Annotated in this window: 27 protein-coding genes; 19 read left to right on the top strand and 8 right to left on the bottom strand. The window is 42.2% G+C overall.

Annotation, left to right across the window (positions count from 1 at the left end):
- Window positions 1-245: 245 nt before the first annotated feature.
- Together M5F03_RS11700 and M5F03_RS11695 are read left to right on the top strand one after the other, a co-directional pair.
- The gene (locus tag M5F03_RS11700) at window positions 246-2042 is read left to right on the top strand and encodes a sensor domain-containing protein (RefSeq protein WP_249708403.1); all 1797 of its coding nucleotides are present in this window, start codon (window positions 246-248) and stop codon (window positions 2040-2042) included.
- 20 nt (window positions 2043-2062) lie between these two features.
- Window positions 2063-2539, top strand: coding sequence for a 2-thiouracil desulfurase family protein (locus tag M5F03_RS11695; protein WP_249708402.1), 477 nt, complete (start codon window positions 2063-2065; stop codon window positions 2537-2539).
- A gap of 27 nt (window positions 2540-2566) precedes the next feature.
- Here M5F03_RS11695 and M5F03_RS11690 read toward each other — a convergent pair whose 3' ends face one another.
- Window positions 2567-3019, bottom strand: coding sequence for a YcgN family cysteine cluster protein (locus M5F03_RS11690; RefSeq protein WP_180054337.1), 453 nt, complete (start codon window positions 3017-3019; stop codon window positions 2567-2569).
- A 167-nt stretch (window positions 3020-3186) separates the two neighbouring features.
- Here M5F03_RS11690 and M5F03_RS11685 point away from each other — a divergent pair, with 167 nt between their 5' ends.
- Complete coding sequence (locus M5F03_RS11685; RefSeq protein WP_005006601.1) at window positions 3187-3345, top strand: DUF1328 domain-containing protein; 159 nt, start codon at window positions 3187-3189, stop codon at window positions 3343-3345.
- Window positions 3346-3509: 164 nt separating this feature from the next.
- Here M5F03_RS11685 and murJ read toward each other — a convergent pair whose 3' ends face one another.
- Together murJ and ampD are read right to left on the bottom strand one after the other, a co-directional pair.
- Window positions 3510-5051 carry a murein biosynthesis integral membrane protein MurJ gene (gene murJ / locus M5F03_RS11680; RefSeq protein WP_249708401.1) on the bottom strand — a complete coding sequence of 514 codons (1542 nt, stop codon included), beginning with the start codon at window positions 5049-5051 and terminating at the stop codon, window positions 3510-3512.
- Window positions 5052-5137: 86 nt separating this feature from the next.
- Window positions 5138-5710: a 1,6-anhydro-N-acetylmuramyl-L-alanine amidase AmpD gene (gene ampD / locus M5F03_RS11675; RefSeq protein ID WP_180101697.1), complete on the bottom strand. Its 573-nt coding sequence runs from the start codon at window positions 5708-5710 to the stop codon at window positions 5138-5140.
- A gap of 198 nt (window positions 5711-5908) precedes the next feature.
- On the opposite strand from ampD, the gene nadC reads away from it, so the two are divergent.
- Window positions 5909-6754, top strand: coding sequence for a carboxylating nicotinate-nucleotide diphosphorylase (nadC, locus tag M5F03_RS11670; protein WP_180036035.1), 846 nt, complete (start codon window positions 5909-5911; stop codon window positions 6752-6754).
- Between the two features lie 73 nt (window positions 6755-6827).
- Here the strand turns inward: nadC and M5F03_RS11665 are convergent, their stop codons facing one another.
- Both M5F03_RS11665 and rph read right to left on the bottom strand, forming a co-directional pair.
- The gene (locus M5F03_RS11665) at window positions 6828-7070 is read right to left on the bottom strand and encodes a hypothetical protein (RefSeq protein WP_249708400.1); all 243 of its coding nucleotides are present in this window, start codon (window positions 7068-7070) and stop codon (window positions 6828-6830) included.
- A gap of 150 nt (window positions 7071-7220) precedes the next feature.
- Window positions 7221-7937: a ribonuclease PH gene (rph, locus tag M5F03_RS11660; RefSeq protein ID WP_249708399.1), complete on the bottom strand. Its 717-nt coding sequence runs from the start codon at window positions 7935-7937 to the stop codon at window positions 7221-7223.
- A 176-nt stretch (window positions 7938-8113) separates the two neighbouring features.
- On the opposite strand from rph, the gene M5F03_RS11655 reads away from it, so the two are divergent.
- Window positions 8114-8791: a TetR family transcriptional regulator gene (locus M5F03_RS11655; RefSeq protein WP_233944724.1), complete on the top strand. Its 678-nt coding sequence runs from the start codon at window positions 8114-8116 to the stop codon at window positions 8789-8791.
- 60 nt (window positions 8792-8851) lie between these two features.
- Here the strand turns inward: M5F03_RS11655 and M5F03_RS11650 are convergent, their stop codons facing one another.
- Window positions 8852-9469, bottom strand: coding sequence for a thiol:disulfide interchange protein DsbA/DsbL (locus M5F03_RS11650; RefSeq protein ID WP_111885097.1), 618 nt, complete (start codon window positions 9467-9469; stop codon window positions 8852-8854).
- A 182-nt stretch (window positions 9470-9651) separates the two neighbouring features.
- Between M5F03_RS11650 and ubiG the strand changes: the two genes are divergently transcribed.
- From ubiG to M5F03_RS11580, 14 genes are all read left to right on the top strand, one after another.
- Window positions 9652-10362, top strand: coding sequence for a bifunctional 2-polyprenyl-6-hydroxyphenol methylase/3-demethylubiquinol 3-O-methyltransferase UbiG (gene ubiG, locus M5F03_RS11645; RefSeq protein WP_078190637.1), 711 nt, complete (start codon window positions 9652-9654; stop codon window positions 10360-10362).
- Window positions 10362-11060, top strand: coding sequence for an HAD family hydrolase (locus tag M5F03_RS11640; RefSeq protein WP_078193272.1), 699 nt, complete (start codon window positions 10362-10364; stop codon window positions 11058-11060). The genes ubiG and M5F03_RS11640 overlap by 1 nt, the downstream gene beginning before the upstream one ends.
- A gap of 36 nt (window positions 11061-11096) precedes the next feature.
- Window positions 11097-11846, top strand: coding sequence for a YciK family oxidoreductase (locus M5F03_RS11635; RefSeq protein WP_078190639.1), 750 nt, complete (start codon window positions 11097-11099; stop codon window positions 11844-11846).
- A gap of 168 nt (window positions 11847-12014) precedes the next feature.
- Window positions 12015-12434, top strand: a complete 420-nt coding sequence (locus M5F03_RS11630; protein WP_111885093.1) for a hypothetical protein — start codon at window positions 12015-12017, stop codon at window positions 12432-12434.
- A gap of 232 nt (window positions 12435-12666) precedes the next feature.
- The gene (locus tag M5F03_RS11625; protein WP_180008593.1) at window positions 12667-12822 is read left to right on the top strand and encodes a hypothetical protein; all 156 of its coding nucleotides are present in this window, start codon (window positions 12667-12669) and stop codon (window positions 12820-12822) included.
- 310 nt (window positions 12823-13132) lie between these two features.
- A complete protein-coding gene (locus M5F03_RS11620) occupies window positions 13133-13543 on the top strand; it encodes an RcnB family protein (protein ID WP_078193274.1) in 411 nt (136 codons plus the stop codon).
- 241 nt (window positions 13544-13784) lie between these two features.
- Complete coding sequence (locus tag M5F03_RS11615) at window positions 13785-14195, top strand: RcnB family protein (protein WP_078193275.1); 411 nt, start codon at window positions 13785-13787, stop codon at window positions 14193-14195.
- Window positions 14196-14326: 131 nt separating this feature from the next.
- A complete protein-coding gene (gene argA / locus M5F03_RS11610) occupies window positions 14327-15679 on the top strand; it encodes an amino-acid N-acetyltransferase (RefSeq protein WP_249708398.1) in 1353 nt (450 codons plus the stop codon).
- Window positions 15680-16017: 338 nt separating this feature from the next.
- Window positions 16018-16980, top strand: coding sequence for a sulfonate ABC transporter substrate-binding protein (locus M5F03_RS11605; RefSeq protein ID WP_249708397.1), 963 nt, complete (start codon window positions 16018-16020; stop codon window positions 16978-16980).
- Window positions 16981-17006: 26 nt separating this feature from the next.
- On the top strand, window positions 17007-17996 hold the full coding sequence (locus M5F03_RS11600; protein ID WP_249708396.1) for an aliphatic sulfonate ABC transporter substrate-binding protein: 990 nt from the start codon (window positions 17007-17009) through the stop codon (window positions 17994-17996).
- Window positions 17997-18029: 33 nt separating this feature from the next.
- Window positions 18030-19205, top strand: coding sequence for an FMNH2-dependent alkanesulfonate monooxygenase (gene ssuD / locus M5F03_RS11595; protein WP_249708394.1), 1176 nt, complete (start codon window positions 18030-18032; stop codon window positions 19203-19205).
- Window positions 19205-20020 (top strand): aliphatic sulfonate ABC transporter permease SsuC, encoded by an 816-nt coding sequence (ssuC, locus tag M5F03_RS11590; protein WP_078190647.1) that lies wholly within the window; start codon window positions 19205-19207, stop codon window positions 20018-20020. The genes ssuD and ssuC overlap by 1 nt, the downstream gene beginning before the upstream one ends.
- Before the next feature lie 10 nt (window positions 20021-20030).
- A complete protein-coding gene (locus tag M5F03_RS11585; RefSeq protein WP_249708392.1) occupies window positions 20031-20837 on the top strand; it encodes an ABC transporter ATP-binding protein in 807 nt (268 codons plus the stop codon).
- Between the two features lie 347 nt (window positions 20838-21184).
- Window positions 21185-21805, top strand: a complete 621-nt coding sequence (locus tag M5F03_RS11580) for a TetR/AcrR family transcriptional regulator (protein WP_078190649.1) — start codon at window positions 21185-21187, stop codon at window positions 21803-21805.
- 69 nt (window positions 21806-21874) lie between these two features.
- On the opposite strand, the gene M5F03_RS11575 is transcribed toward M5F03_RS11580, so the two are convergent.
- On the bottom strand, window positions 21875-22441 hold the full coding sequence (locus M5F03_RS11575; RefSeq protein WP_078190650.1) for a 5'-methylthioadenosine/S-adenosylhomocysteine nucleosidase family protein: 567 nt from the start codon (window positions 22439-22441) through the stop codon (window positions 21875-21877).
- A 118-nt stretch (window positions 22442-22559) separates the two neighbouring features.
- On the bottom strand, window positions 22560-23636 hold the full coding sequence (locus M5F03_RS11570; RefSeq protein ID WP_249708390.1) for a Rieske 2Fe-2S domain-containing protein: 1077 nt from the start codon (window positions 23634-23636) through the stop codon (window positions 22560-22562).
- Window positions 23637-23879: the final 243 nt, after the last annotated feature.

Raw genomic sequence — 23879 nt, 5'->3', positions numbered from 1 at the left:
TTTCGTTTCCGGCAATTGGGGACGTTTTTTCTATTCTAACACTGCCTTGGCAGAATCTTTGCTTTATTCGGTATTCAATTTAGGAGGGTGGTTTAATGTCGTTATTTAAGTATCTTGCATGTAAAAAAGCTTAGGCGAATGTTAACTATAATGTAACAAGACATCCTAGCCCTTATTGATCAAATTAAAGTATCATCGGCAAGATATCCCATTTTAGACTTGCCTGACCCAATTGGACAGATTGTATGAAGCAATCAACAAAGCAAAAGCGAATCGTTCAAGTTCAACAAGGCATTGATCTACCTATAAATTTATTTCAAAAAATGCCCCAAGCCAAGAATATACAATTACAAGATAATCAATTCGCTGAATTACGAGAAAAACTGAATAGTCGTAATCAAATGTTAGATGCCAGTGTCGACTGTATAAAATTATTAAGTCTAGACGGTCATGTTCTGCATATGAACCGCGCGGGATGTTTAGCTCTGGGCGTATCTCCAACTGAAACTGAGTTTGGTATGTCTTGGCATAAATTACTGCCTGAAGAAGTCCGTGACGCGTGTTTGAATGCTTTTGCCGAAGCCAAAGATGGCAAAATATCTCGCTTTGTCGGCATGAGCCAAGTAGCAGATGAACCCTTGGCTTATTGGGATAATATGCTCAGCCCAGTATTCAACGAATATGGCCAAGTCAAAGAAATCCTCTGTGTATCACGTGATATTACGATACAGCGACTTGCAGAAAATAAACTTCAACGCATCATTGAACGAGATGATTTAACAGGTTTATTAAACCGCCGTGCGTTTAGTCGAGTATTTAAAAGCCAATTAAAAGTGGCGCGAGAACATCAGCAACAACTGGGTTTGTTATTAATCGATCTAGATTATTTTAAGCATATTAACGACACCTTAGGTCATAGTGCAGGAGACCATTTACTGCATACCCTTGGGCAGCGTTTTCAGCAATGTTTTGATACAAATATTGTAGTTTCACGTTTAGGTGGCGATGAATTTGCCATTTCTATTCCAAATTTAAAATCGCAACAACAATTACAGAATTTTGCCAGCATCGCCTGTCAGCAAATGGACATGCCCATTTTCTATAATGGGCAAAGTATCAATATTGGTATGAGTATTGGCTGTGCGATCTACCCACGCGATGCACAAAATACCTCCAATTTACTTAAATGTGCTGATATTGCGCTAAATGATTTAAAAAGCAGTGGTCGTGGTGGTGTACGAATGTTCAACCATACTATGTTCAAAACCCTTGAAAATACTACTCGCCAATTAACGCTTGCACGCAGCTTGATTAAGTCCAATCAAATTATTCCGTTTTATCAACCCAAAGTTCGTCTGTCTGACAGTCAAGTTATCGGCTTTGAAGCGTTGTTACGTTGGTATGATAAAGACCAACAATTACAATTACCTTCTCAAATTTTTGCTGCATTTCAAGATTATGAATTGGCTTCACGCATTAGTGAAACAATGCAAATTAAAATCTTTCAAGATATTCAAAAATGGATTGAACTTGGACTGCAACCGCTACCGATTTCAATAAATGCTGCACCTGTCGAATTTTTACGTGATGATTATGCGGAAAAACTACTTAATCGCTTAAAGCAGTTTGGTATATCACCAGATATTATTGAGGTCGAAATTACCGAGCAAAGCCTGTCAGAACGTGGCTCAAATTATGTGATTCGCGCTCTCCATTTATTAAAAGAGCATGGCATACACATTTCTTTAGATGATTTTGGTACAGGTCATTCATCATTAACACGTTTGAGTAATTACCCTGTCGACTGTATTAAGATAGACCGTAATTTTGTGGAACGCATGCATACCGACTGTTCAGCACTTGCCATTGTCAAAGCGATTACACAAATTGGTGCGAGTGTTTCCCTGAATATACTAGTCGAAGGTATAGAGAAACCGGAACAGGTCGATACATTAAAAGAATGTAATTGTCATACTGGACAAGGTTTTTACTTTTATCGCCCGCTCAGTTATGACCATGCGATGGAACTTTTGAGTCACTAAAACTTGTGGAGCAAGACACGATGACACTGAAGTATTTAGTCAGTGCCTGTCTGGCAGGCCAACCCGTTCGTTATGATGCCAAATCGAATACACAACAAGCGATTTGCCAACTGATGCAGACTCACCAAGTCATTACGGCCTGCCCAGAAATGATGGGCGGCCTGAGCTGTCCACGTTTTCCTGCAGAAATTCAAAATGGTCAAGCCACTGATGTGCTCAATGGTACAGCTCAAGTTAAAGATGTTTTGGGGACAGACGTTAGTGCTGAATTTATTGCAGGTGCTCAACAAATGTTAGAATTGGCCCAATTACACAAAGTTGATGTTGTTGTCTTGAAAGATCGCAGCCCGTCTTGCGGCAGCCATTATATTTATGACGGCAGCTTTACCCGTACGAAAATTGAAGGCTTTGGAGTAACCACAGCACTCCTCAAACAGCACGGTTTTCAGGTTCTGTCAGAACAAGACTTTCTGGCTATGATACAAGATCAACTCTAGATCCAAGATAGAGCGTATCTGTGTCCTTTAGCGTACCCAACGTACAATATAATCTTCAATATCATCAGGGTTGACGTCTTCTTCACTGATGCAACGCCCTGCGGCAGACTTTCGTGCCTTCAAAATACTGTCACGATTTCCCGTCACTAGATGATGCCAACGTGGTAAATCTTTACCTTCAGAAATTCTACGATAAGCACAGCTTGGTGGTAGCCAATGAAATTGGTGAATCTGATGTGGCGTCAGCTGTATACAGTCTGGAACATGTGATTGACGATTTGGATAATTGGAGCAAGATGCCTTTTCACAGTCTAAAAGTTTGCATGCCACTTTGGTGTAGGCAACCTCATGAGTATCTTCATCTTCAAGCTTAATTAAACAGCAAAGCCCGCAACCATCACAAAGTGACTCCCACTCCAAATGGGTGAGTTCAGTCAAAGCATGCTTTTTCCAAAAATGTGGGCGTAGAGTATCGGTCATCTTCTCGCTCGCAACAAAGGTGGCAGGCATATTAACTGAACCTGCACATTAATTCTTTGTTTAAGTTACCGAATATTGAACATTAAATAAACAAAAGACTACATAGTAGGTTTTTTTAGCCTCTTATAATGGGCATACAGAATAAAAAATCACATGGAGATAAAACTATGTTCCGCTGGGCTATTATTTTCGCTGTAATTGCATTGATTGCGAGTCTGCTAGGTTTTGGTGGTGTGGCAGGCTTATCCAAAGACTTTGCTGTTATTCTTTTGGTTATTGCAGTTATCCTTGCAATTGTTGGTTTCCTCTCTCGAGGAAAAGTTTAGGCGACGGATTGTATGTCGTTTTAAACTACAAATTACCCCCCCTTAGACTCATGGATAAGAAACGTAGGTTTTTATCATCTTGAGTGTCAATGAAAAAAATAAGAGCCTATGAGCTCTTATTTTTTTACATCCACGTAAACTTACTACGTTATATGGTTTTAGCTTTATGGTTTTAAATGACGTGGTCTAAAGCCTGTTGCAATTAAGGCGATACCATAAGCAGCAACACCAATCACACATAAGATGATCACTTCCGCGACACGCATCCACGCAGACACATCACCGTTGTACCATGTTAAGCCGTACCACAGTGCAGCAATCATCACAGCATTGGCAATCGCAAACTGAATCACCAATTTTTTCCAATGCGCCCCAAAACGGAAAATATTGCGCTTATGTAAATAGAAATACAGCATCCCTGCATTCACTAAAGCGGAACCAGAGGATGCCAATGCCAAGGCCATATGCTCAGCATGCCAATCAATCAGTTTAAAGAATCCAATAAACACCACATTAAGAATGGCATTGGCTGCGACCGCTATTAAACCTACACGTACTGGAGTTTTGGTATCTTGCTGCGCATAAAACCCTGGTGCAAACACTTTAATGAGCATGAATGAAATCACACCGGCACTCATACATTGCAATGCCAATGCGGTCATCTGTGTATCTTCAAAGCTAAATTGACCACGTTCAAATAAGGCCTGAATAATAGGTGTAGAGAGCATGAAAAGCGCAATACTGGCAGGCACACCCACCAAGATAATGACCTTAGCTGCCCAATCAATCATACGGCGGAATTTGTCCTGATCTTGTTCAGCGTGGCGTGCAGACAATGACGGTAAAATCACGGTACCAATAGCTACCCCAATCAAACCTAAAGGTAGCTCGGTCATACGTTCAGCACTATATAGCCATGATACTGAACCATCTTGCATGAAAGACGCCCAAATGGTGTTCAACAGTAGGTTGATCTGCGTCACTGAGACACCAAACAGTGCTGGCAGCATCAACTTCATGATGCGATCAACACCTTCGTGTTTGAAGTCAACTTTCGGTGGAATCAGTAATTTTTTACGCCACAGCTCTGGAATCTGAATCGCCAATTGCAAGAATCCTGCCGCGACAACAGACCAACCCAAAGCCATAATTGGCTCAGCCATATAAGGGGTTAACCACAGCGCACCGGCAATCATCGCGACATTGAGTAACACTGGAGCGAACGCAGGTGTACTGAATGAGCCATAACTGTTCAAAATACTGCTGGCAAATGCCGTTAAAGACATAAACAGTAAGTAAGGAATCGTTAGGCGGAACATATCGGTAGCTAACGCAAACTTGTCTGCATCACCATGGAAACCCGGTGCATAGATATAAATAATGGCAGGTGCCGCCACCATCGCGATGAACGTCAAACTAGTCATCACCAGACCTAAACAGCCAAAAACACGGCTAATCAGAATCTGGACTTCGGCATGGGTTCGACTGGTTTTATATTCAGTCAATACAGGAATAAAGGCTTGTGAAAATGCCCCTTCTGCGAATAAGCGCCTAAAAAAGTTAGGAATACGAAAGGCAACCACGAAGGTATCGAAGTCTTTACCTGCACCAAATACATTTAACAGGACAATATCCCGTACCAGTCCCAATACACGGGACAACATAGTCATTGCACTGACAATGACTGTCGAACGCCAAAGCGCCATCGGTATTTCTCACTTTTGAAAGTGCGCCTATTGTAATGAAACTCGTCAAGGAATTTCATTGGTTTATTAAACGCAGTATGTATTGTTTATTTGTTTTTAAAATGATGCAGCTGTTGACGAAAAGTGTTCCACTCAAAAAATGGACCTGGATCAGTTTTACGTCCCGGTGCAATATCTGAATGCCCTGCAATATGTTGTTGAATTTTAGGATAAGCCTGTTGTAAACACGCCACGACCTCGGTCAGCACGGCATATTGTGCAGCTTCAAAAGGTAAATCATCACTTCCTTCGAGTTCGATGCCTATCGAATAATCATTGCATTCTTTTTGTGCTAAATAGGTTGAGCGACCTGCATGCCAAGCTCGATCATTAAAATTGACAAACTGTAGAACTTCGCCTGTGCGCAGGATCAATAAATGTGTCGATACTTGCATCCCTTCAATAGTTTGAAAATAAGGATGTTTCGACCAATCCAACTGATTTTGGAAAAATTGTTCGATATAACCACCGCCGAACTGAGAAGGTGGCAAACTAATATTATGAATGACGACAAGCTGAATTTCGGTATCTTCAGGACGCTGGTTAAAATTCGGTGATGGAATTTGACGCGCACCTAGCAATTGCCCATCCTGCACCTGAAATGTTGTTGCTTGTGACATAAAAAAATCCTGTGTCTAAGCCGGCCTGCAATGCTGCAGATCAAAACGCCGAGCCCTACTTGAAAGGTTTAATGCTAAAACTTTCACATTGAAATCTCAATTCAAGTCTGTGAAAGGAGTTAAAAATCGCTCATTTTTCATGAACAATGCTAATATAGCGCGCACATTTTCTCGGGTTAAAAAGATACGGAATTTCTTATGAGCATATCGCAATCTTTGCTTGAACAATCTATCCAAATCAATATTCAACACGCACTACAAGAAGATATTGGCGAAGGCGATATCACTGCCCTTTTAACTCCAGAAGATGAACAAGCGACCGCAACAATTATTAGTCGTGAAGATATGGTGCTAGCAGGGCAACCGTGGGTCAATGCGCTCATTCAAACTTTTGATGCAAGTGTACAAGTCACATGGTTAAAAAATGATGGGGAACGTGTCTCAGCAGGTGAGGCTTTCTTAAAATTAGCAGGTTCTGCGCGTAGTTTACTCACGGTTGAGCGTCCAGCCTTAAATTTTATACAAACATTATCTGCAGTAGCGACTAAAACTGCTGCCTATGTCCAGCAGCTTGAAGGTTTGAATACTCGTTTACTCGATACCCGTAAAACCTTACCAGGCCTACGTATTGCACAAAAATATGCAGTTGCTGTCGGAGGTGGTCAAAACCATCGCTTAGGTTTATTTGATGCGTTTTTAATTAAAGAAAATCACATCATGGCAGCAGGTGGCATCCAACAAGCGATTGCCAAAGCACACCAGATTGCACCGGGCAAACCTGTGGAAGTTGAAGTCGAAACTTGGGATGAACTCAACCAAGCGTTAGAAGCAGGTGCGGATATTGTGATGTTGGATAACTTTAGTCAGCAACAAATGATTGATGCCGTCAAACATGTGAATGGTCGCTGCAAACTTGAAGCCTCAGGCAATATCACTATTGCAAATTTACGTGAAGTGGCAACGACAGGGGTCGATTATATTTCGATGGGTGTACTCACCAAAGATGTCACAGCGATTGATTTATCGATGCGCTTTAATGCCTAACGCTCTAGACTTACTCTAAACATAAATAAAGGGTGCTGTTGCACCCTTTATGATGCTTAACCTCTAGCATGATTTAATCATCATCTTTCTGTTGTTTAGCTCGTTCAGCTTCATCTTCGTGTTCAGAGTCCTTTTCATGCTCTGCATCGTCTTCATGCTGCTCGCGCTCATCTTGATCATCGTCCTGATCTTTTGAGTTTTCACTTTGTTCTGAAAAACGACCACCTTCACGCTCTTGAACCTGATTTCCCAAAAAATCACAACCACTGATCAAAAATACGCTGAATAAAGAAAAATACATCATCCAATTTTTCATTTTTAGTCCTTCAAAGCATCCTGATCCTATTAATTTGAGTCAAAGGCACGCTGCTTAATAGGCGATTCTTGTTGGATTTTCTATATTCAGCGCATAAAAAAACGCATCCGAAGATGCGTTCTTTATTCAGTTTAAACTGAATCAAACAACTTACCAGCCTAAAGCTTCTTGTTGTTTTTTGATCAATTCTTGAATGCCTTTTTCAGCCAATTCAAGCATTTCATTACACTGTGCACGCGTAAATGGTTTGTCTTCTGCTGTGCCTTGAAGTTCAATGAACTCACCAGCTTGTGTCATCACTACGTTCATGTCTGTTTGGCAGCTTGAATCTTCTTCATAGCAAAGATCAAGTAAAGCTTCGTCTTGATACATCCCTACAGAAATCGCAGCAACGAGACCTTTTAATGGATCTTGTTTAATTTTTTTATTTTCAAGCAAGACATTCATTGCATCGACCAAGGCAACTGCTGCACCTGTAATTGATGCTGTACGTGTGCCGCCATCTGCTTGAATCACATCACAGTCGATGCTAATTGTATTTTCACCCAATTTTTTCAAATCGACCATCGCACGTAAGCTACGACCAATCAGACGTTGAATTTCTTGAGTACGACCGCTTTGTTTACCACGTGCCGCTTCACGGTCAGTACGTGTATGAGTTGAACGAGGTAACATACCATATTCAGCAGTCACCCAACCCTGACCTTTACCTTTAAGGAAACGCGGTACTGAGTTGTCGACACTTGCAGTACAAAGAACTTTTGTATGACCAAATTCAACCAATACAGAACCTTCCGCATAACGTGTGTAGTTACGGGTAATTTTTACTTCACGTAATTGATCTAATGCTCGTTGGTCGATACGCATAATGAGTCCTTAATCTGACAAAATTGATTGCGGCACATTATAACAGAAGGTACAGCCAGATTCGGGACGCATTCGTGCGCATTTACAAAATCCATTCATCCAAGTTTTGATAGGCTCATCGTACGACATCAGGAAATTTGTTAGACTGAAGCCACGCAAAATTCAGGACGAATTGCATGTCGATACGGGAAGAACGTAAGCAACAAAGTCGTAAAGCTATCCTTGATGCAGCTCTTGCATTAAGTACCACAGGCCGTTCTTTTAGCAGTCTGAGCTTACGCGAAATTTCCCGTCATGTCGGCTTGGTTCCTGCTGCGTTTTATCGCCATTTTCAGGACATGGATGAGCTCGGTTTGGAACTAGTCGACCAAATGGCCCTGCACCTTCGGAATGTCCTCAATCAACTGAGTCAGCAATGCTTTCAAGCGCCAGATGCACGCACACGCCAAAGTCTGGATTATTTATTTCATGCCGTTGAGCAATTTCCTGAGGCATGGATGTTTCTTATTGCTGAACGTTGGGGTGGTTCAGCATTCTTAAGACAAGCCATTACTCGTGAGTTTAATTTTCTCAGTACCGATTTGGCCCATGCACTAGCTCAAGTTGAAGCGACTCAACATATTCAATCCGAACAAGACCTCAAAGTATTGGGACAAATTTTGTTTGAATTGGCCTTGAGTTGGGCAATGCAATGGATTGACTTACATCGACATGTTGAGCTTCCACAACGTACGGATGCGCTGCAACAATTTCGCCGCCAAGCTCAGACCCAAGTTCAGCTCTTATTTCGTGGCATCTTGCACTGGGATCGATCTTTGGCTCAAATCGCTGATCCGCAAAATTTATCGACCTAAAACGCAAAATGTACCGTCATAAAAAAAGCCGCATCGAGTGCGGCTTTTTCAAAACATCTGTTATTTCGCTTTGCGTTCTTTATCAACAAGGAATTTCACGATTTCAACAGTACGTGCATCTTCACCTTGTACGATGTATTTACCATTGACGGTAATCGCAGGCACGCCACTCAATTGATATTGAGCCGCTAAGCTTTTCGCTTGAGCAATTTTTGAAGACACAGCAAATGATTTAAATGTGCTGTTAAATTTCGCTTCAGGAACACCATAACGGGTGTAGAACTTCGCAAATGCGCCTTGTTCTAAGATATTTTTCTGACCCACATGAATGTCATGGAACAATTGTAAATGTGCTTTTTGACGAACACCCAATGCTTCCGATGCATAGTAAGCACGTGCGCCTTGTTCCCAAAGTGGGTTCATTGCTGCAGGTGTACGGACAAAACGTACATCTTTAGGCAATTGCTTTAACCACGTTTGCATATGCGGTTCTAATGTAAAACAATGTGGGCAGCCATACCAAAAGAACTCACGGACTTCGATTTTACCCGGACGTTCGACTTTAATCGGTTTTGGAATAACTGTGTAATCAGTCCCCGCGACAAATTGCGCTGCCATCGCACTGCCAGAAAAAGCCAAAATAGCTGTTGTAATCGTGCCTAAAAGGAATTTTTTCATTGAACTTATCGTCCTCAAAATCATTATGATTAGTTTATGGCAACACTATAAATCAAATCTGTCGATTTCGTTTTCATTCTGTGAACTTTTTTAAGGCTTTTATCGCTTTTTTTTCAGGACGCGCTACACTAACTCCCATAAACTTTTTTCTAAAATATAAAGACTTGATTGAGGTGCAACCGATGTCGCAATTGAATGTTGATCCACAAGAAATTGCCAAATTTGAAGCTTTCGCAGCCATATGGTGGGATCAGCATTCTGAGTTCCGCCCTTTGCACATGATTAATCCTCTACGTTTGAACTGGATTGATGAGCATTCAAATGGCATCACTGGCAAGAAAGTATTAGATGTGGGCTGTGGCGGCGGTATTTTAGCTGAAAGCATGGCACGTCGCGGTGCGCAAGTATTGGGTATCGACATGGGCGAAGCGCCATTAAATGTTGCACGCCTACATGCCGAACAAGAAAATGTGCAAAATATTGAATATCGCCAAGTGCCTGTAGAGCAATTGGCAGAAGAACAAGCAGGTCAATATGACGTCGTTACCTGTATGGAAATGCTCGAACATGTACCTGATCCAGCATCAATTATTTTAGCGTGTCAAAAACTGGTAAAACCGGGTGGTCATGTATTCTTCTCGACCATTAACCGTAATCCTAAAGCCTATTTGTTTGCGATTATTGGTGCGGAATATGTTTTACGCATGTTGGCGAAAGGCACTCATGATTATTCAAAGTTTATTAAACCTTCAGAATTAGCTCATGATATTCGTCAAGCCGAGTTAAAACTCAAAGATATGACAGGTTTACATTATAACCCGATCACCAAACGCTATTGGCTCGCACCGAATGTGGATGTGAACTACATGGTTCATACGGTGAAAGAAGCCTAATGAAAGCTGTACTCTTTGATCTTGACGGTACACTGATTGATACCGCGGCTGATTTTATTCGTATTATTCAAGACATGTGCCGTGACAAAGGCATTGCGGTGGTCAGTGCAGAAGATATTCGTGTACAAGTATCTGAAGGCGCGCGTGCCATGGTCAAACTGGTCTATCCAGAGTTAGACGTTGAAGATCCTGTCTTTCTGGCACATCGTCAACGCTTTTTAGATCTGTATGGTGCTGATATTGCAGTTGATACCGATCTGTTTGAAGGCATGTATCCACTACTCGCAGAGTTAGAACAACATCAAATTCCGTGGGGCATTGTCACCAATAAGCCGCGTTCACTCAGTGAAGCGTTGCTCAAAGCGTTGAATTTAACTGAACGCTGCTCGGTATTGGTTTGCCCAGACGATGTCAGTAAAACCAAGCCAGACCCAGAGCCGATGTATTTAGCAGCCAAGCACATTCATCTAGATGCTCAAGACTGTATCTATGTCGGTGATCATCCACGTGATATCGATGCCGGTCGTAATGCGCAGATGTACACAATTCTTGCGGCTTATGGCTATTTACCTTTACAACACAAAGATGACTTAACAGCTTGGCATGCAGATTGTATAGTGAAGACTGTTGCTGAATTGCATGAAGTCATTCATGATTTGGTCATCAAACCGAAAACGCTAAACACAGCGACTTTATAACGATAGAACACAACACAATAAAACGAGGAGGTACGGATGAAATATTCAGAATATCAACCTCGCCCCGATCTGCTCAAAGATCGCATTATCCTGATTACAGGTGCGGGCGATGGTATTGGCCGTGCGGCTGCCCTCAGCTATGCCTTACATGGCGCAACCGTGGTTTTACATGGACGCACACTGAATAAACTAGAAGTGATTTACGATGAAATTGAAGGATTGGGTGCCCCCCAACCGGCGATTTTACCGCTACAACTGTCTAGTGCCTCTCCTCGTGACTATGAGCTATTGGTCGACACCTTAGAAAAGCAATTTGGTCGCCTAGACGGCATTTTGCATAATGCAGGGATCTTGGGTGAGCGAACTGAACTAGAACATTATCCTGTGGATGTTTGGGATGATGTCATGGCGGTGAACCTTCGTGCGCCCTTTGTACTGACTCAAGAGCTGATGCCCCTACTGCAAAAATCTGAGCATGCCTCAGTGGTCTTTGCCAGTTCGGGTGTGGGACGTGAAGCCCGTGAACGTTGGGGCGCGTACTCGGTCTCAAAAATTGCCATTGAAGCTGTGAGTACATTGTTCGCCAAAGAAAATGAGCATCCCAATATTCGTTTTAACTGCATTAATCCCGGTGCGACACGTACTGCCATGCGTGCAAAGGCGTATCCAGACGAAGATCCAAAAACTTTGCCTACGCCTGAAAGCATCATGCCTGCGTATTTATATTTGATGGGTGATGACAGCTTGCATTTAACCGGTGCCAGCATAGATGCCCAAGATGAATAAGCTTAAAGCCAATTTAAAAAAGGAAGCGCGAGCTTCCTTTTTTATGTATTGAATGCCTACAAGACATCATTAACCGACTGATTTCGCGGTGTCCACGCGAAAGTCGACTTGAGTTTTTAGCAAATTTGCCGATACTTGGGGCATTCTTTAAAAACATTGGATTGATACATGTCTGACTTTAGCAATATTACAGTGACTCCAACTGAGGATGGCATGGTTAACCTACTGGTCGATGGTCAACCGATTTCAGCAAAATATGGCATGAAATTCGACCCGAGTATCGTGGACGATTTAAAGGGCTTAGATGTCGGTCAAAATGCAAAATTATTTGAACAATTTATTTTTTCGCATACTGACTTAAACTTTGAGCATGCCTATTTCTATGTCACTTGCATTCAAAAGCAAGAAGCAGGCTTTCAAGTGATCACTAACTTTGTTTATCGCATCATTGCGCAAGATCAAGCACCGTTTGAGCATGTGATTACCAAACAAGGTGCAGCAATGACACCTGAAGATATTAATGAATTTATTCAAGCTCATATTCAAAAATCATTAACGGATTATACCGACCTGAAATACGCATACTAATTACGTTCCAAGTGACACATTTAGAACTAAAAAGGGCCATTTGATGCCCTTTTTTTAAACTCTTAGATTAGCATTTGAAATTCAACAAGCTTTGATCAATAGACAGCTTCATTACCCAACTTGCCATTGATCGTATTTTTAAATTATTTTTATAATAATATTCGGTTTTTCAAATTAAGTATAAAAGCATAGACTGTTGGCCATGACATAGACCGACGGCAAGGAGACCCAAATGGCTGATCAAACACGTAAAATTGAAACCATTCGTTCAATTGAAACCTTACAACTGACTGAAAATTTGATCTCTGCAATGGACGATGCCGAGCAAGCTGAATCTGTGGCTCAAGCGATTTATTCACTCCAATGCCTCAATGAGCAGTGGTACTAAAACCCGAATTTACCCACCGTTTTCATTCCAGTATCTCTACCCTATTTGCCCATCAAGACTTGATGGGCGTTTTTGATCGTGCTTACAATAGACCTCAAATTTGATCAAGACTGCATTGCAAGGATAAAAAGCACGCATTATCGGACCATCGCTTTCAAGATGGAAAGATTGTTCTCAGCACGAAATTTATCGCATAATATCCGCAATCTCTTCGTTTTATTTAAAGAAATATTCATCTTTCTTCACAGTTTCTCTGCATTTAATGCGTACAGTAGTGATATTGAAGATAAATTACTCATGAGGGTTGAACATGAAAAAGATTTTGCCAATTTTGGCTATTTCTTTCAGTGCTTTAATAGCAAGCAGCATCACGTCTGCAGCGCCTCACTTCAAGAACGATGAACGTGGCTTTGATGGCCCACGCGGCAATGCATATGGTCAAATGAAAAAAGATCGTGATTTCCGTGGTTATCAGGACGATGACGATCTTGAAGATCGACGCCGTATGCGTGAACAACGTGGAGTCAAACGTTTGCAACAACATAAATGGCAAACGGGCTATGTGATGCCACAGCATTATCGTGGTAATGGTTATAAAGTCGATTATAAAGACCATAACTTACCTAAACCATCGCGTAATCAGCAATGGTATAAAATCAATAATGACTACATATTGGTCAACTCAGATAGTAACAGTATTCTGAAAATTTTAGGTATGTAAGCCGTTTTGAATTTAATTTCGCCATATTTTTAAAGTCCAGATCAACTCTGGGCTTTTTTATGAGTTTTTTTTAATGTTTAACCGCAAAAGCTGATGCTGCCTAGCGTTCAGATCATTTACACACCTTCAAATTTCCTCCATACATTTCACAATTCAACTATATTGCCCCCACGCTTTCTCTGAACTTTCTCGCTAATTTTGAATCATCGAAAAACAGATTAGAAATGTATAGAGGTGTCCCATGAACAAAATCGTATCGAGTTTAGTTCTTTCCGTATCGGCTTTGATGGCAACAACAGCAGCCATTGCTGCGCCAGACCATCGTCAAGATGACCGCCGTTACCATCCGTCATACCAACATCAAGACAACCGTTGGGACAAAGATCACCGTCCGAGCAATTGGAATAACAACAACCGTTATGACAATAATCGCTACGACCGTAATGACTTTCGTCGTGTAAATCCAAGCCGCGATTGGCGTGTTGGTCAAAGCCTTCCTCGTTATTTCGATTCAAGCCGCTACAAAGTGAGTGATCGTGAAGCGCGCCGCTTACCGAACACTGGTCGTTATCAACAATGGTACAAAATCAATGGTGACTACGTGCTAGTCAATGATCGTACCGATCGCATCATTCGCATTAAGAATGGCTAATCATTCGACGATCTCTTAAGTCCCTTTCCCAACACCTGAACACTGTTCAGGTGTTTTTTTATATTTGCTTTCCGCTGTCATATGTTTTTGTTTAGAATCATCCATACCAAAGCGAATAAACAGGCATAGGCATGCAAACGAATATCACTGAACCATCTTCCAGCACAACCTTACAGTATGTGCATTGGTTCCGTCATTCTGCACCCTATATTAATGCGCATCGCAACAAAACCTTTGTCATCATGTTTGATGGTGAAGCGCTGCAACATGAAAATTTTCAACACATTATTCACGATATTGCCTTATTACACTCGCTTGGTATTCGTCTAATTTTGGTGCATGGTGCCCGTCCGCAAATCAATCATAATTTACAAAGCAGCGGCATCCAGACACCGTTTCATCATCATCGTCGCATCACCACTCGCGAATCTTTACCTGCTGTGATGAATGCTGTTGGCTCCATTCGTCTGCAAATTGAAGCCCTCCTATCTATGGGTTTAGCCAACTCACCGATGTATGGCGCGCGTATTGATGTGGTCTCAGGTAATTTAGTCACGGCAAAACCATATGGCATTCGTGACGGTATCGATTTTCAACTGTCTGGTGAAGTTCGTTCCGTCGATATCGATGCAATTCAACGTCATTTAGAGAGCCAAAACATTGTGGTGCTTGGGCCGACAGGTTATTCCACTACAGGTGAAGTGTTTAATTTATTGGCTGAAGAAGTTGCGACCAAAACCGCGATCAGTTTAAAAGCGGATAAGTTGATTTTCTTGGGCAAACAACACGGTTTGCACAATGAACATGGGCAGCTACAACGCGAAATTACACCTCATCAACTTGATCAGCATATTTTGCAATATCAAGATTCTAATCCCGATATTGCCCTGCATTTAAGCGTTGCTAAAGATGCCTCGTTACAAGGCGTACACCGTGTTCATCTTATTTCATATGCCTATGATGGCGCATTGATCGAAGAATTGTTCACACGTGATGGTTCTGGCACCATGATCACGGATGCGCATTATGAAGAAGTGCGTACTGCCGATATTCAAGATGTGGGTGGCTTAATCAATCTCTTACGCCCTCTCGAACAAGAAGGTATCTTGGTTTATCGCTCACGCGAGCGTTTGGAAAATGAAATTGGACAATTTGCAGTGATTGAACGTGACGGTACGATTTTGGCTTGTGCTGCGTTGTACCCGATTCCTGTCACAGGGGATGAAAAACGTTCTGCTGAAATCGCGTGTGTGGCTGTGCATCCAGGTTATCGAAAATCGAATCGTGGCAGCCAAATTTTGCATTATTTAGAAGAAAAAGCGCGAGATTTAGGTATTGAACAATTGTTTATTTTGACCACACGGACAGCGCATTGGTTCCTTGAACAAGGTTTTGAACAAGTCAGCGTCGATGACTTACCAAGTGCCCGTCAGGCCTTATATAACTACCAAAGAAACTCATTGGTTTGTAAAAAGTCACTTTAAAGTGGCTTTTTTTATGTGCTGAATAGCATTATTTTGCATAAGGTTATGCCGAATCCATTGGCTACACCCTCAAATCACTTTGCAAGCCACAGAATAACCATATCTGCCATTCAAATAACCCAAATAAATAAAATAATTTCAACAACTTAAAACAATACATTGAAACATTATATGTTTTTATAAAATCATATTTTTTCATAACTTTTGCTGATTTTTATTTATCTTTTTTCCTGATTTTAAATTTAAGTTTTCTTATTTTTTTCGAAAAAGAAAACTCTTTAGCTTATGTGTTTATAAATCAACAGTTCTGCACATTTAGACCTTTATAGGAGCAACACATGCGTACTCACAAAGCAAAACTTTGGACAAAAACACTTGTACTGTCTACAGCGGTTGTGGGTGCCATGATGATGTCGGGCTGTGGCAAAAAAGAGGCTGAAGAAAATGTCACCTTAAATATTGGTTTCCAAAAATATGGCTTATTGCCAATTTTAAAAGAACGCGGAACCTTAGAAACAGCCTTAAAAAGCCAAGGTGTAAATATCAAATGGGTGGAATTTCCTGCGGGTCCACAGCTGCTTGAAGGTCTCAATGTAGGCAGCGTGTCATTTGGTGAAGTCGGTGAAGCACCACCTATCTTTGCTCAAGCCGCTCAAACCGATTTGGTTTACATTGCCAACCAACCTGCTGTTCCAAAAGCAGAAGCATTAATTGTGCAAAAAGATTCGGCTATTCACAGTATTCAGGATTTAAAAGGTAAACGTGTGGCCTTAAACAAAGGCTCAAACGTGCATTACCTGTTGCTCAAGTTGTTGGAAGCCAATCAGCTTAAATTTAGCGACATCAATGTCGTGTATTTACCGCCTGCCGATGCACGAGCTGCCTTTGAAAAAGGTGCAGTCGATGCATGGGTAATTTGGGACCCGTTCCTTTCTGCCGCTGAGCATCAACTTAATGCTCGCACCATTGCCAATGGCGAAAACTTGGTGAAGAACTACCAGTTCTATTTGGCCGATCGCAAATTTGCTCAGGAAAATCCAAAAGTCCTGCAAGCTGTGGTGAATGAGTTGAATTTGACCACGCAATGGGTCTCTAAAAATCAAGATGAAGCGGTCAAATTACTCGAAGGCAAAACTGGCTTAGGTCTGGATGTGCTTAAAACATCAATTTCCCGCTTAGGCAATCAAGTGACGCCGATTACTGCACAAGTGGCGCAAGAGCAGCAGCAAGTCGCTGATGCGTTTTATAACGAAAAATTAATTCCCAATAAATTAAATATTGAGTCGGCCATTATCAAATAAGCCGACCACAGCATAAGGGCGATGCCATGCGTATTCTAAGAACATTTTCCATACTGACTTTAACCACTTTTGGCCTTGGACTCAGTGCCTGCCAAAAACAAGAAACAGCACAGCAGGATGGTGAAAAACCAGCTGAAACAGCCGTAAAAACCTTGGTTATCGGTTTCCAAAAATCAGCCTTAAATTTGCTAGTTGCCCGTGAACAAAAGCTCTTTGAACAACAATTTCCCGGCGCTCACATTGAGTGGAAAGAGTTCCCTGCTGGCCCACAAATGTTAGAAGCTCTTGCGGTCGGTGCGGTGGATTATGGCTATGTCGGCAACACCCCGCCTATTTTTGCTCAAGCTGCCAATAAAGACCTGAATTATATTGGCTATGAAGTGGTGCCTGAACAGTCGCTTGCTGTCGTGATTCCAGCGGATAGCTCAATCAAAACCATTCAAGAATTACGTGGCAAACGCGTTGCTGTACAAAAAGGCTCGAGTGCGCATGAGTTATTAGCCAAAACTTTAGAAAAAGCCGGTTTGACTTGGAGCGATATCCAACCGATTTGGATTCCACCGGCTGATGCACGTGCCGCATTTGATAAAAAATCAATTGATGCATGGGCCATTTGGGACCCGTTTTTATCTGCAGCGGAGTTGGATGCTCAGGCTAAAGTGCTGATTCAATCCGGTGATTTTCCAAAAACCTATTCATTTTATGTGACAAATCCAAAAGTCATTCAAGCACACCCTGATGCCCCAGCTAAATTTTTAAAGGCCCTAGACGCTTCCGATCAGTGGATTGTGAAGAACCAAAATGTGGCTTTAGAGATTTATCAAAACAGCACAGGGCTGCAAAAGAACATTGCTGCACAAGCCTTTTCACGCCGATCTAAACCATCTCCTGTGCGCCCGCTGACACCTGAGGTCATACAAGCACAGCAAAATATTGCGGACTTATTCAAACAAGTCCAACTGATTCCAAACAACATTCAAGTCCAAAAGCAAGTTTGGACACCTTCATCACATTGATACCCGAGCCATCAAAAATACAAGGAACTGAACATGAAAATTTTCTGGTTTATCCCTACCCACGGTGACAGTCGCTACTTGGGAACAAGTAAAGGTGCACGCCAAGTCGATCATGCCTACATGAAGCAAATTGCGGTAGCGGTGGATAATCTTGGCTATGAAGGCGTTCTGATTCCGACAGGTCGTTCATGTGAAGATCCATGGCTTACAGCTGCAAGCTTGATTGATGCCACTAAAAATCTAAAATTTCTAGTCGCGCTACGCCCAGGGGTGACAACGCCTGCACTGACTGCACGTATGGCTGCAACATTTGACCGTTTATCTGGCGGTCGTATCTTACTGAATTTAGTTACAGGCGGTGATGAGCAAGAACTCAAGGGTGATGGTGTCTATGAAGATCATGCGACGCGTTACAAAACTGCCGCGGAATACACCACGATTTGGCGTGAAATTTTAACCCGTTCACATACTGGTGAAAGCTATACCTTCCATGGCGAACGTTTGAGTGTAGACGACGCCAAATTACTCTATCCGCCGGTACAAAAACCGTATCCACCACTATGGTTTGGCGGTTCGTCAGAAGCTGCTGTTGAACTCGCGACAGATCAAGTTGACACCTATTTGACTTGGGGTGAGCCACCTGCTGCGGTAAAAGAAAAAATTGCAGTGGTGCGTGAAAAAGCCAAAGCCAAAGGACGTGAACTGAATTATGGCATTCGTTTACATGTCATTGTGCGCGAAACCAATGAAGAGGCATGGAAAGCAGCAGAAGAGCTGATCCAATATGTCGACGATGCCACCATTGCAGCCGCGCAAGCCAAGTTCAAAACCATGGACTCTGTTGGTCAACGCCGTATGGCTGAACTGCACAACGGCGACCGTAGCAAATTAGAAGTATCGCCAAACTTATGGGCGGGTGTTGGCCTGGTTCGTGGTGGTGCAGGTACGGCACTCGTTGGTGATCCTGAAACTGTAGCCGCACGTATCCAAGAATATGCCGATCTAGGTATTAGCACTTTTATTTTCTCTGGTTACCCACACCTTGAAGAGTCTATTCGTTTTGCAGAATTGGTGTTCCCACTACTGCCATTGGAAACACGTCAAAAATTGGTGCAACCTAACTTAACCGGCCCATTTGGTGAGATTGTCGCGAACAACTACACCCCAGATGAAAATAAAAAAGCTGAAAAGATTCAGGAGCCGGCCTAATGTCCAAAACTGTTTCTGTTGAAACCTTCAAAGCACCGAAGGTTTCACGTGGAACACAACTCGGGCAGCGTTTGCTGCCTTGGTTGTTTCCTATTGCATTAATTATCGTGTGGCAAATTGCCTCTGTTACAGGGCTGTTAGAAAGTCGTATTTTGCCTGCGCCAAGTGCGGTGGTGGTGGCCTTTTGGAACTTACTGATCAGTGGTGAACTGTGGAAGCATGTTCAAATCAGTGCGGGTCGTGCGTTGGTTGGACTTCTAGTCGGTGGTGGTTTAGGTCTTTTTTTAGGGCTGCTAAATGGTTCATCCAAAACAGCATCGACGTTACTCGATACCACGCTGCAAATGATCCGCAACATTCCTGCTCTTGCCCTGATTCCCTTGGTGATTTTATGGTTTGGGATCGATGAATCGGCCAAGCTTTTTTTAGTTGCTATCGGCGTATTCTTTCCCATTTATATCAATACCTATCATGGTATTCGTTCTGTAGACCCTCAACTGATTGAAATGGGCAAAAGCTATGGTTTGAGTGGCTGGCAACTGTATAAAGAAATTATTCTGCCGGGAGCGATGCCGTCTATTTTGGTTGGTCTGCGTTTTTCACTCGGTCTCGTTTGGGTTCTGTTGATTGTGGCAGAAACCATTTCGGCACAAGCCGGCATCGGTTATATGACCATGAATGCACGCGAATTTCTACAAACCGATATCGTCTTGGTCGGGATTTTATTGTATGCCTTACTCGGTAAATTAGCCGATGTACTGGCTGTTGCCTTAGAAAAATATTTACTCCGTTGGCACTCGGGTTACCAAAAATAAGGAGCATGTGATGACCGATTTAAGCATAAGCCGTCATGCAGACGACTCAACCCAACCTCAGCGTTCTTCAGTCGAGGATATCAACCCCCATGCGGTGTTGGGCGCAGAGATCCTGATTGAACAACTACACAAATTTTATGGCGATGTTAAAGTCCTTGAAGACCTTGACCTACATATTCAACCCGGTGAATTCTTGGCGATTGTCGGTCGTAGTGGCTGTGGTAAAAGTACCCTGCTTCGCCTCATCGCCGACTTAGAAAAACCGAGTTATGGCGAAATTAAATTTAAGTCTGCTCGTCATATTCGTGAAGGCATCACCAGTGATGATATTCGTGTGATGTTCCAAGACCCTCGCCTCCTGCCTTGGCGTAGCATTGAGAAAAATGTGCAACTCGGTTTAAGCAAAGACCAACATGCCAATGCCACAGCACTCCTCGAGAAAGTTGGTTTAAAAGACAAAGCGGGGCTTTGGCCAACACAGCTATCAGGGGGGCAACGTCAACGTACTGCACTGGCACGTGCTTTGTCACATAAACCACGCATTTTGCTGCTAGATGAACCACTGGGTGCGCTCGATGCCTTAACACGTTTAGATATGCAGAATTTGATTGAAAAACTCTGGACTGAACAAGGGTTTACCGCGATTTTGGTCACGCATGATGTGAGTGAAGCCGTACAGTTGGCAGACCGTATAATCTTGCTTGATAAAGGCCATATTGCCAAAGAATTTAATGTCAATTTGACCCGCCCACGAAAAAAAAGCATTGAATTTACTGAACTTGAACAACAAGTCTTACAAGCGGTCTTGGCCACTTAAGCTGTACTTGTGCAGGAAATCATCACTTAAACCGTGTGACTTCCTGTCCTATTCAAGAACAATATCGCAAAAAAACCATGTTTAGCATTGAGGGGAGATTTATCGCCTATTGACAAATACATCACAAAAATTACGATAAATCATATAAATCCATGACTAAAAATAATGATTTATTTAAATTTCACCCTAAAATGATTATTTGAAATATTATGGCATTCGTCGTATTTATTTGACCGTTGAACAGAATAAACTGCCAAAATTCATAAAATTAAAAACGATGATTGTGCACAAATCTGTTGATTTGCCGTACAATTCAATATTCCCTTTTCATTTTCTTAAAAGAGCTAATGGAACAAAAAAAGAGTACCCAGAAACGCCACCAGTTGCTTAATGCAGCACTGGATGTCTTTTCCCTGTATGGCTTCAATGGCGCCAGCTTGGATGAGATCGCACAGATTGCAGAAATGCATAAATCGAATATTTTCTATTACTATGAAAATAAAGAAGCGCTTTATGTTGAAGTTCTGACAACGGTTCTACAAAAGTGGCTTGCTCCGCTACAAATGTTGGAAGCAGACCTTGAGCCTGAAGAAGCGATCACCAATTATCTATTGCAGAAAATTGAAGTATCTCGTACCCAACCGAAAGCCTCACGTTTGTTCGCACTTGAAGTCATTCAGGGCGCACCACACATTCTTGAAATTTTAAAAGGCCCACTAAAAAAATTAGTGAAACGCAAAGCCAAAGTCATTAGCAACTGGCAAGAACAAGGCAAAATTTCAAAAGATATTGATCCAGAACTTTTAATTCTGAACATTTGGGCAATCACGCAAAACTATGCTGACTTTGCAACCCAAATGGAAATGGTCACTGGAAAAACCTTACGTAATCGCAGTATGCAACAACGGATTATTCAACATACCGTTCATATGATGCTTTACGGTGTAATTCCACGCCCAGAAAAGTAAATTGAATTGGGTCGAATTGGCATACGACCATAGCATTCTATGGTCGCCGACCGAAATTAGCTAAATGCCTTATTTTACTGTTTGATATAATTCCAATAATTTCTTTGCGCCGAATAATAAATTTTCTTCCCAATCCAGATGTGCTGTGTCATTCGCACCATCGGTAATATATTTTACCGACACAAAGCGAACACCCAGTTTTTTACATACTTTAGCGATTGCGTAGCCTTCCATATCGACAAGATTACACGGTACTTTCGGCAGCCCAGTTTCAAAGCTGTCGCCTGTACCACAAATTCCTTTAGGCAAATGGCTAAACATGCTCTCTGGCTGAATTTCAGCAGGATGATCGGTATCCATCGGCGTCACCCCCACATCAAAACCCAAAGGCGATACATCCATATCCCGTTGTACAAATTGAGCTACTTCAACCAAAGCATGTGCATCAAAATGTGAACTTCCCGCAGTGCCCAAATTCAGCAAAGTATGACATCCGGTTTTTTGAATCACATCAAAGGCTTTAAATGCGGCATTGACTTTACCAATACCACTGTAATGCACTTCAATGCCTGCAGCTTCAAATAAGCCTTTAGATTCACTCGGCAGTGCCATAATTAAAGCGATTTGCTGACGCATAGCGGTCTCCTCAAATTGATGCCTTCATATAGCATACATTTGCACGTGCGCAGAAAAAATCATCTTCAAAAATCACATTACTCAGAAAAATAAATTCCTCAAGCAGATTCAACTGTTATCAAATTTGAAATTGCATCGGACGTTTGCCAATAAAAGACGGTGCCAATTGTTGGTCGTGACGTAAGGCATCTAAAATCTTCTCTAAGGCAATATGCGCCATATCCCCTCTCACACTATGCGAATGGGTCATTGGCATATGCTCAATGCCAGCTCTTCGCGCTGACAAAATTTTAATGTCTTGTTTGTTGACCACCCAAGTATAGGCATTCACAGCCGGCATCAATGCCTTAGACAACAATTTTGGAATGGGAAATTTATAGCTAACACAGGTATAAACCCGTGACTCAAATGGCCCCACAGGGCTAATCAGACTATTAAACACCATGCCCGACGGCTCTCCCCAATGGTACTCCACCAAGGTAATATTCGGTGCGATAAAACTGTCGCGGTGAACCTGTTCAGCACCATGCGGATTGGTCAGCCATGGCATCATGCCGACATCTGCATCATGGTCATGATAGTCAACGACCACTTTGCGTGGCCCAACATCTATGGTTGCATCCACGGCTTTTCCGGACTCTGAACGAAACCAGCCTTCATGCACAAATATGGTATGAGTTACATCCATAATATTCTGTGCAACAGCGCCCATCTCGCCATCATAACTGCCGACCATGTAATAGCTGACCCAGCCGGCTTGATCATAAAATGGTAATTTAAATATTTCTGGGCGTTCTTGTTTTGGCTTTTCACCGAGATAAATCCATACCACCCCATCTTGCTCACACACATCAAAACTACGCTGTTTAAAGGGATGCGGTTTTTCTGGAAAAAATTGTCCATTGACACTAGGAATATGCGCCACATACCCATCGCCCTGATACGACCAACCATGATATGGACATGTCACGCAGCCATCAGTCATTTTGCCCTGAGACAGAGGCACGCCACGATGCACACATTGATCGAGCAATGCTGCGGCAGTTCCATCTTTTTGTCGGAACAGGACAATTTTTTTACCATACAGGGTGGCTGAAAAAGGCTGATCTTTTTTGAGTTCTTTAGAGGTACAAGCGACGTACCATTCTTCTAATAATCCTTTGGCATCATCCCAAAAACTGGTTTGATTACACATAATTCGATCCTTATTTTTATCTTTTTTGTTTTAATCCATATGCCTTGCTCTAGTTCTTACACTTCAAGCAAGTTTATATCTCGAAGCCAGTTGATCTCTCGAAAATACGCGCAAATTTTATACATGAATGTTTTGCTTGGATAGCAAAATAACGTAACTGCATCACACGCTTGCAGAAGCTCTATATTTGTTTGCTGAAATCCGTCAAAGCCAACGCGCTATAGTTTTCTTCAACGGATTTAC

The sequence above is a fragment of the Acinetobacter amyesii genome (assembly GCF_023499985.1).
Lineage (GTDB): Bacteria > Pseudomonadota > Gammaproteobacteria > Pseudomonadales > Moraxellaceae > Acinetobacter > Acinetobacter amyesii.
Note: the sequence above shows the minus strand (reverse complement) of the source record. Positions and strands in the feature narration are given on the sequence as shown.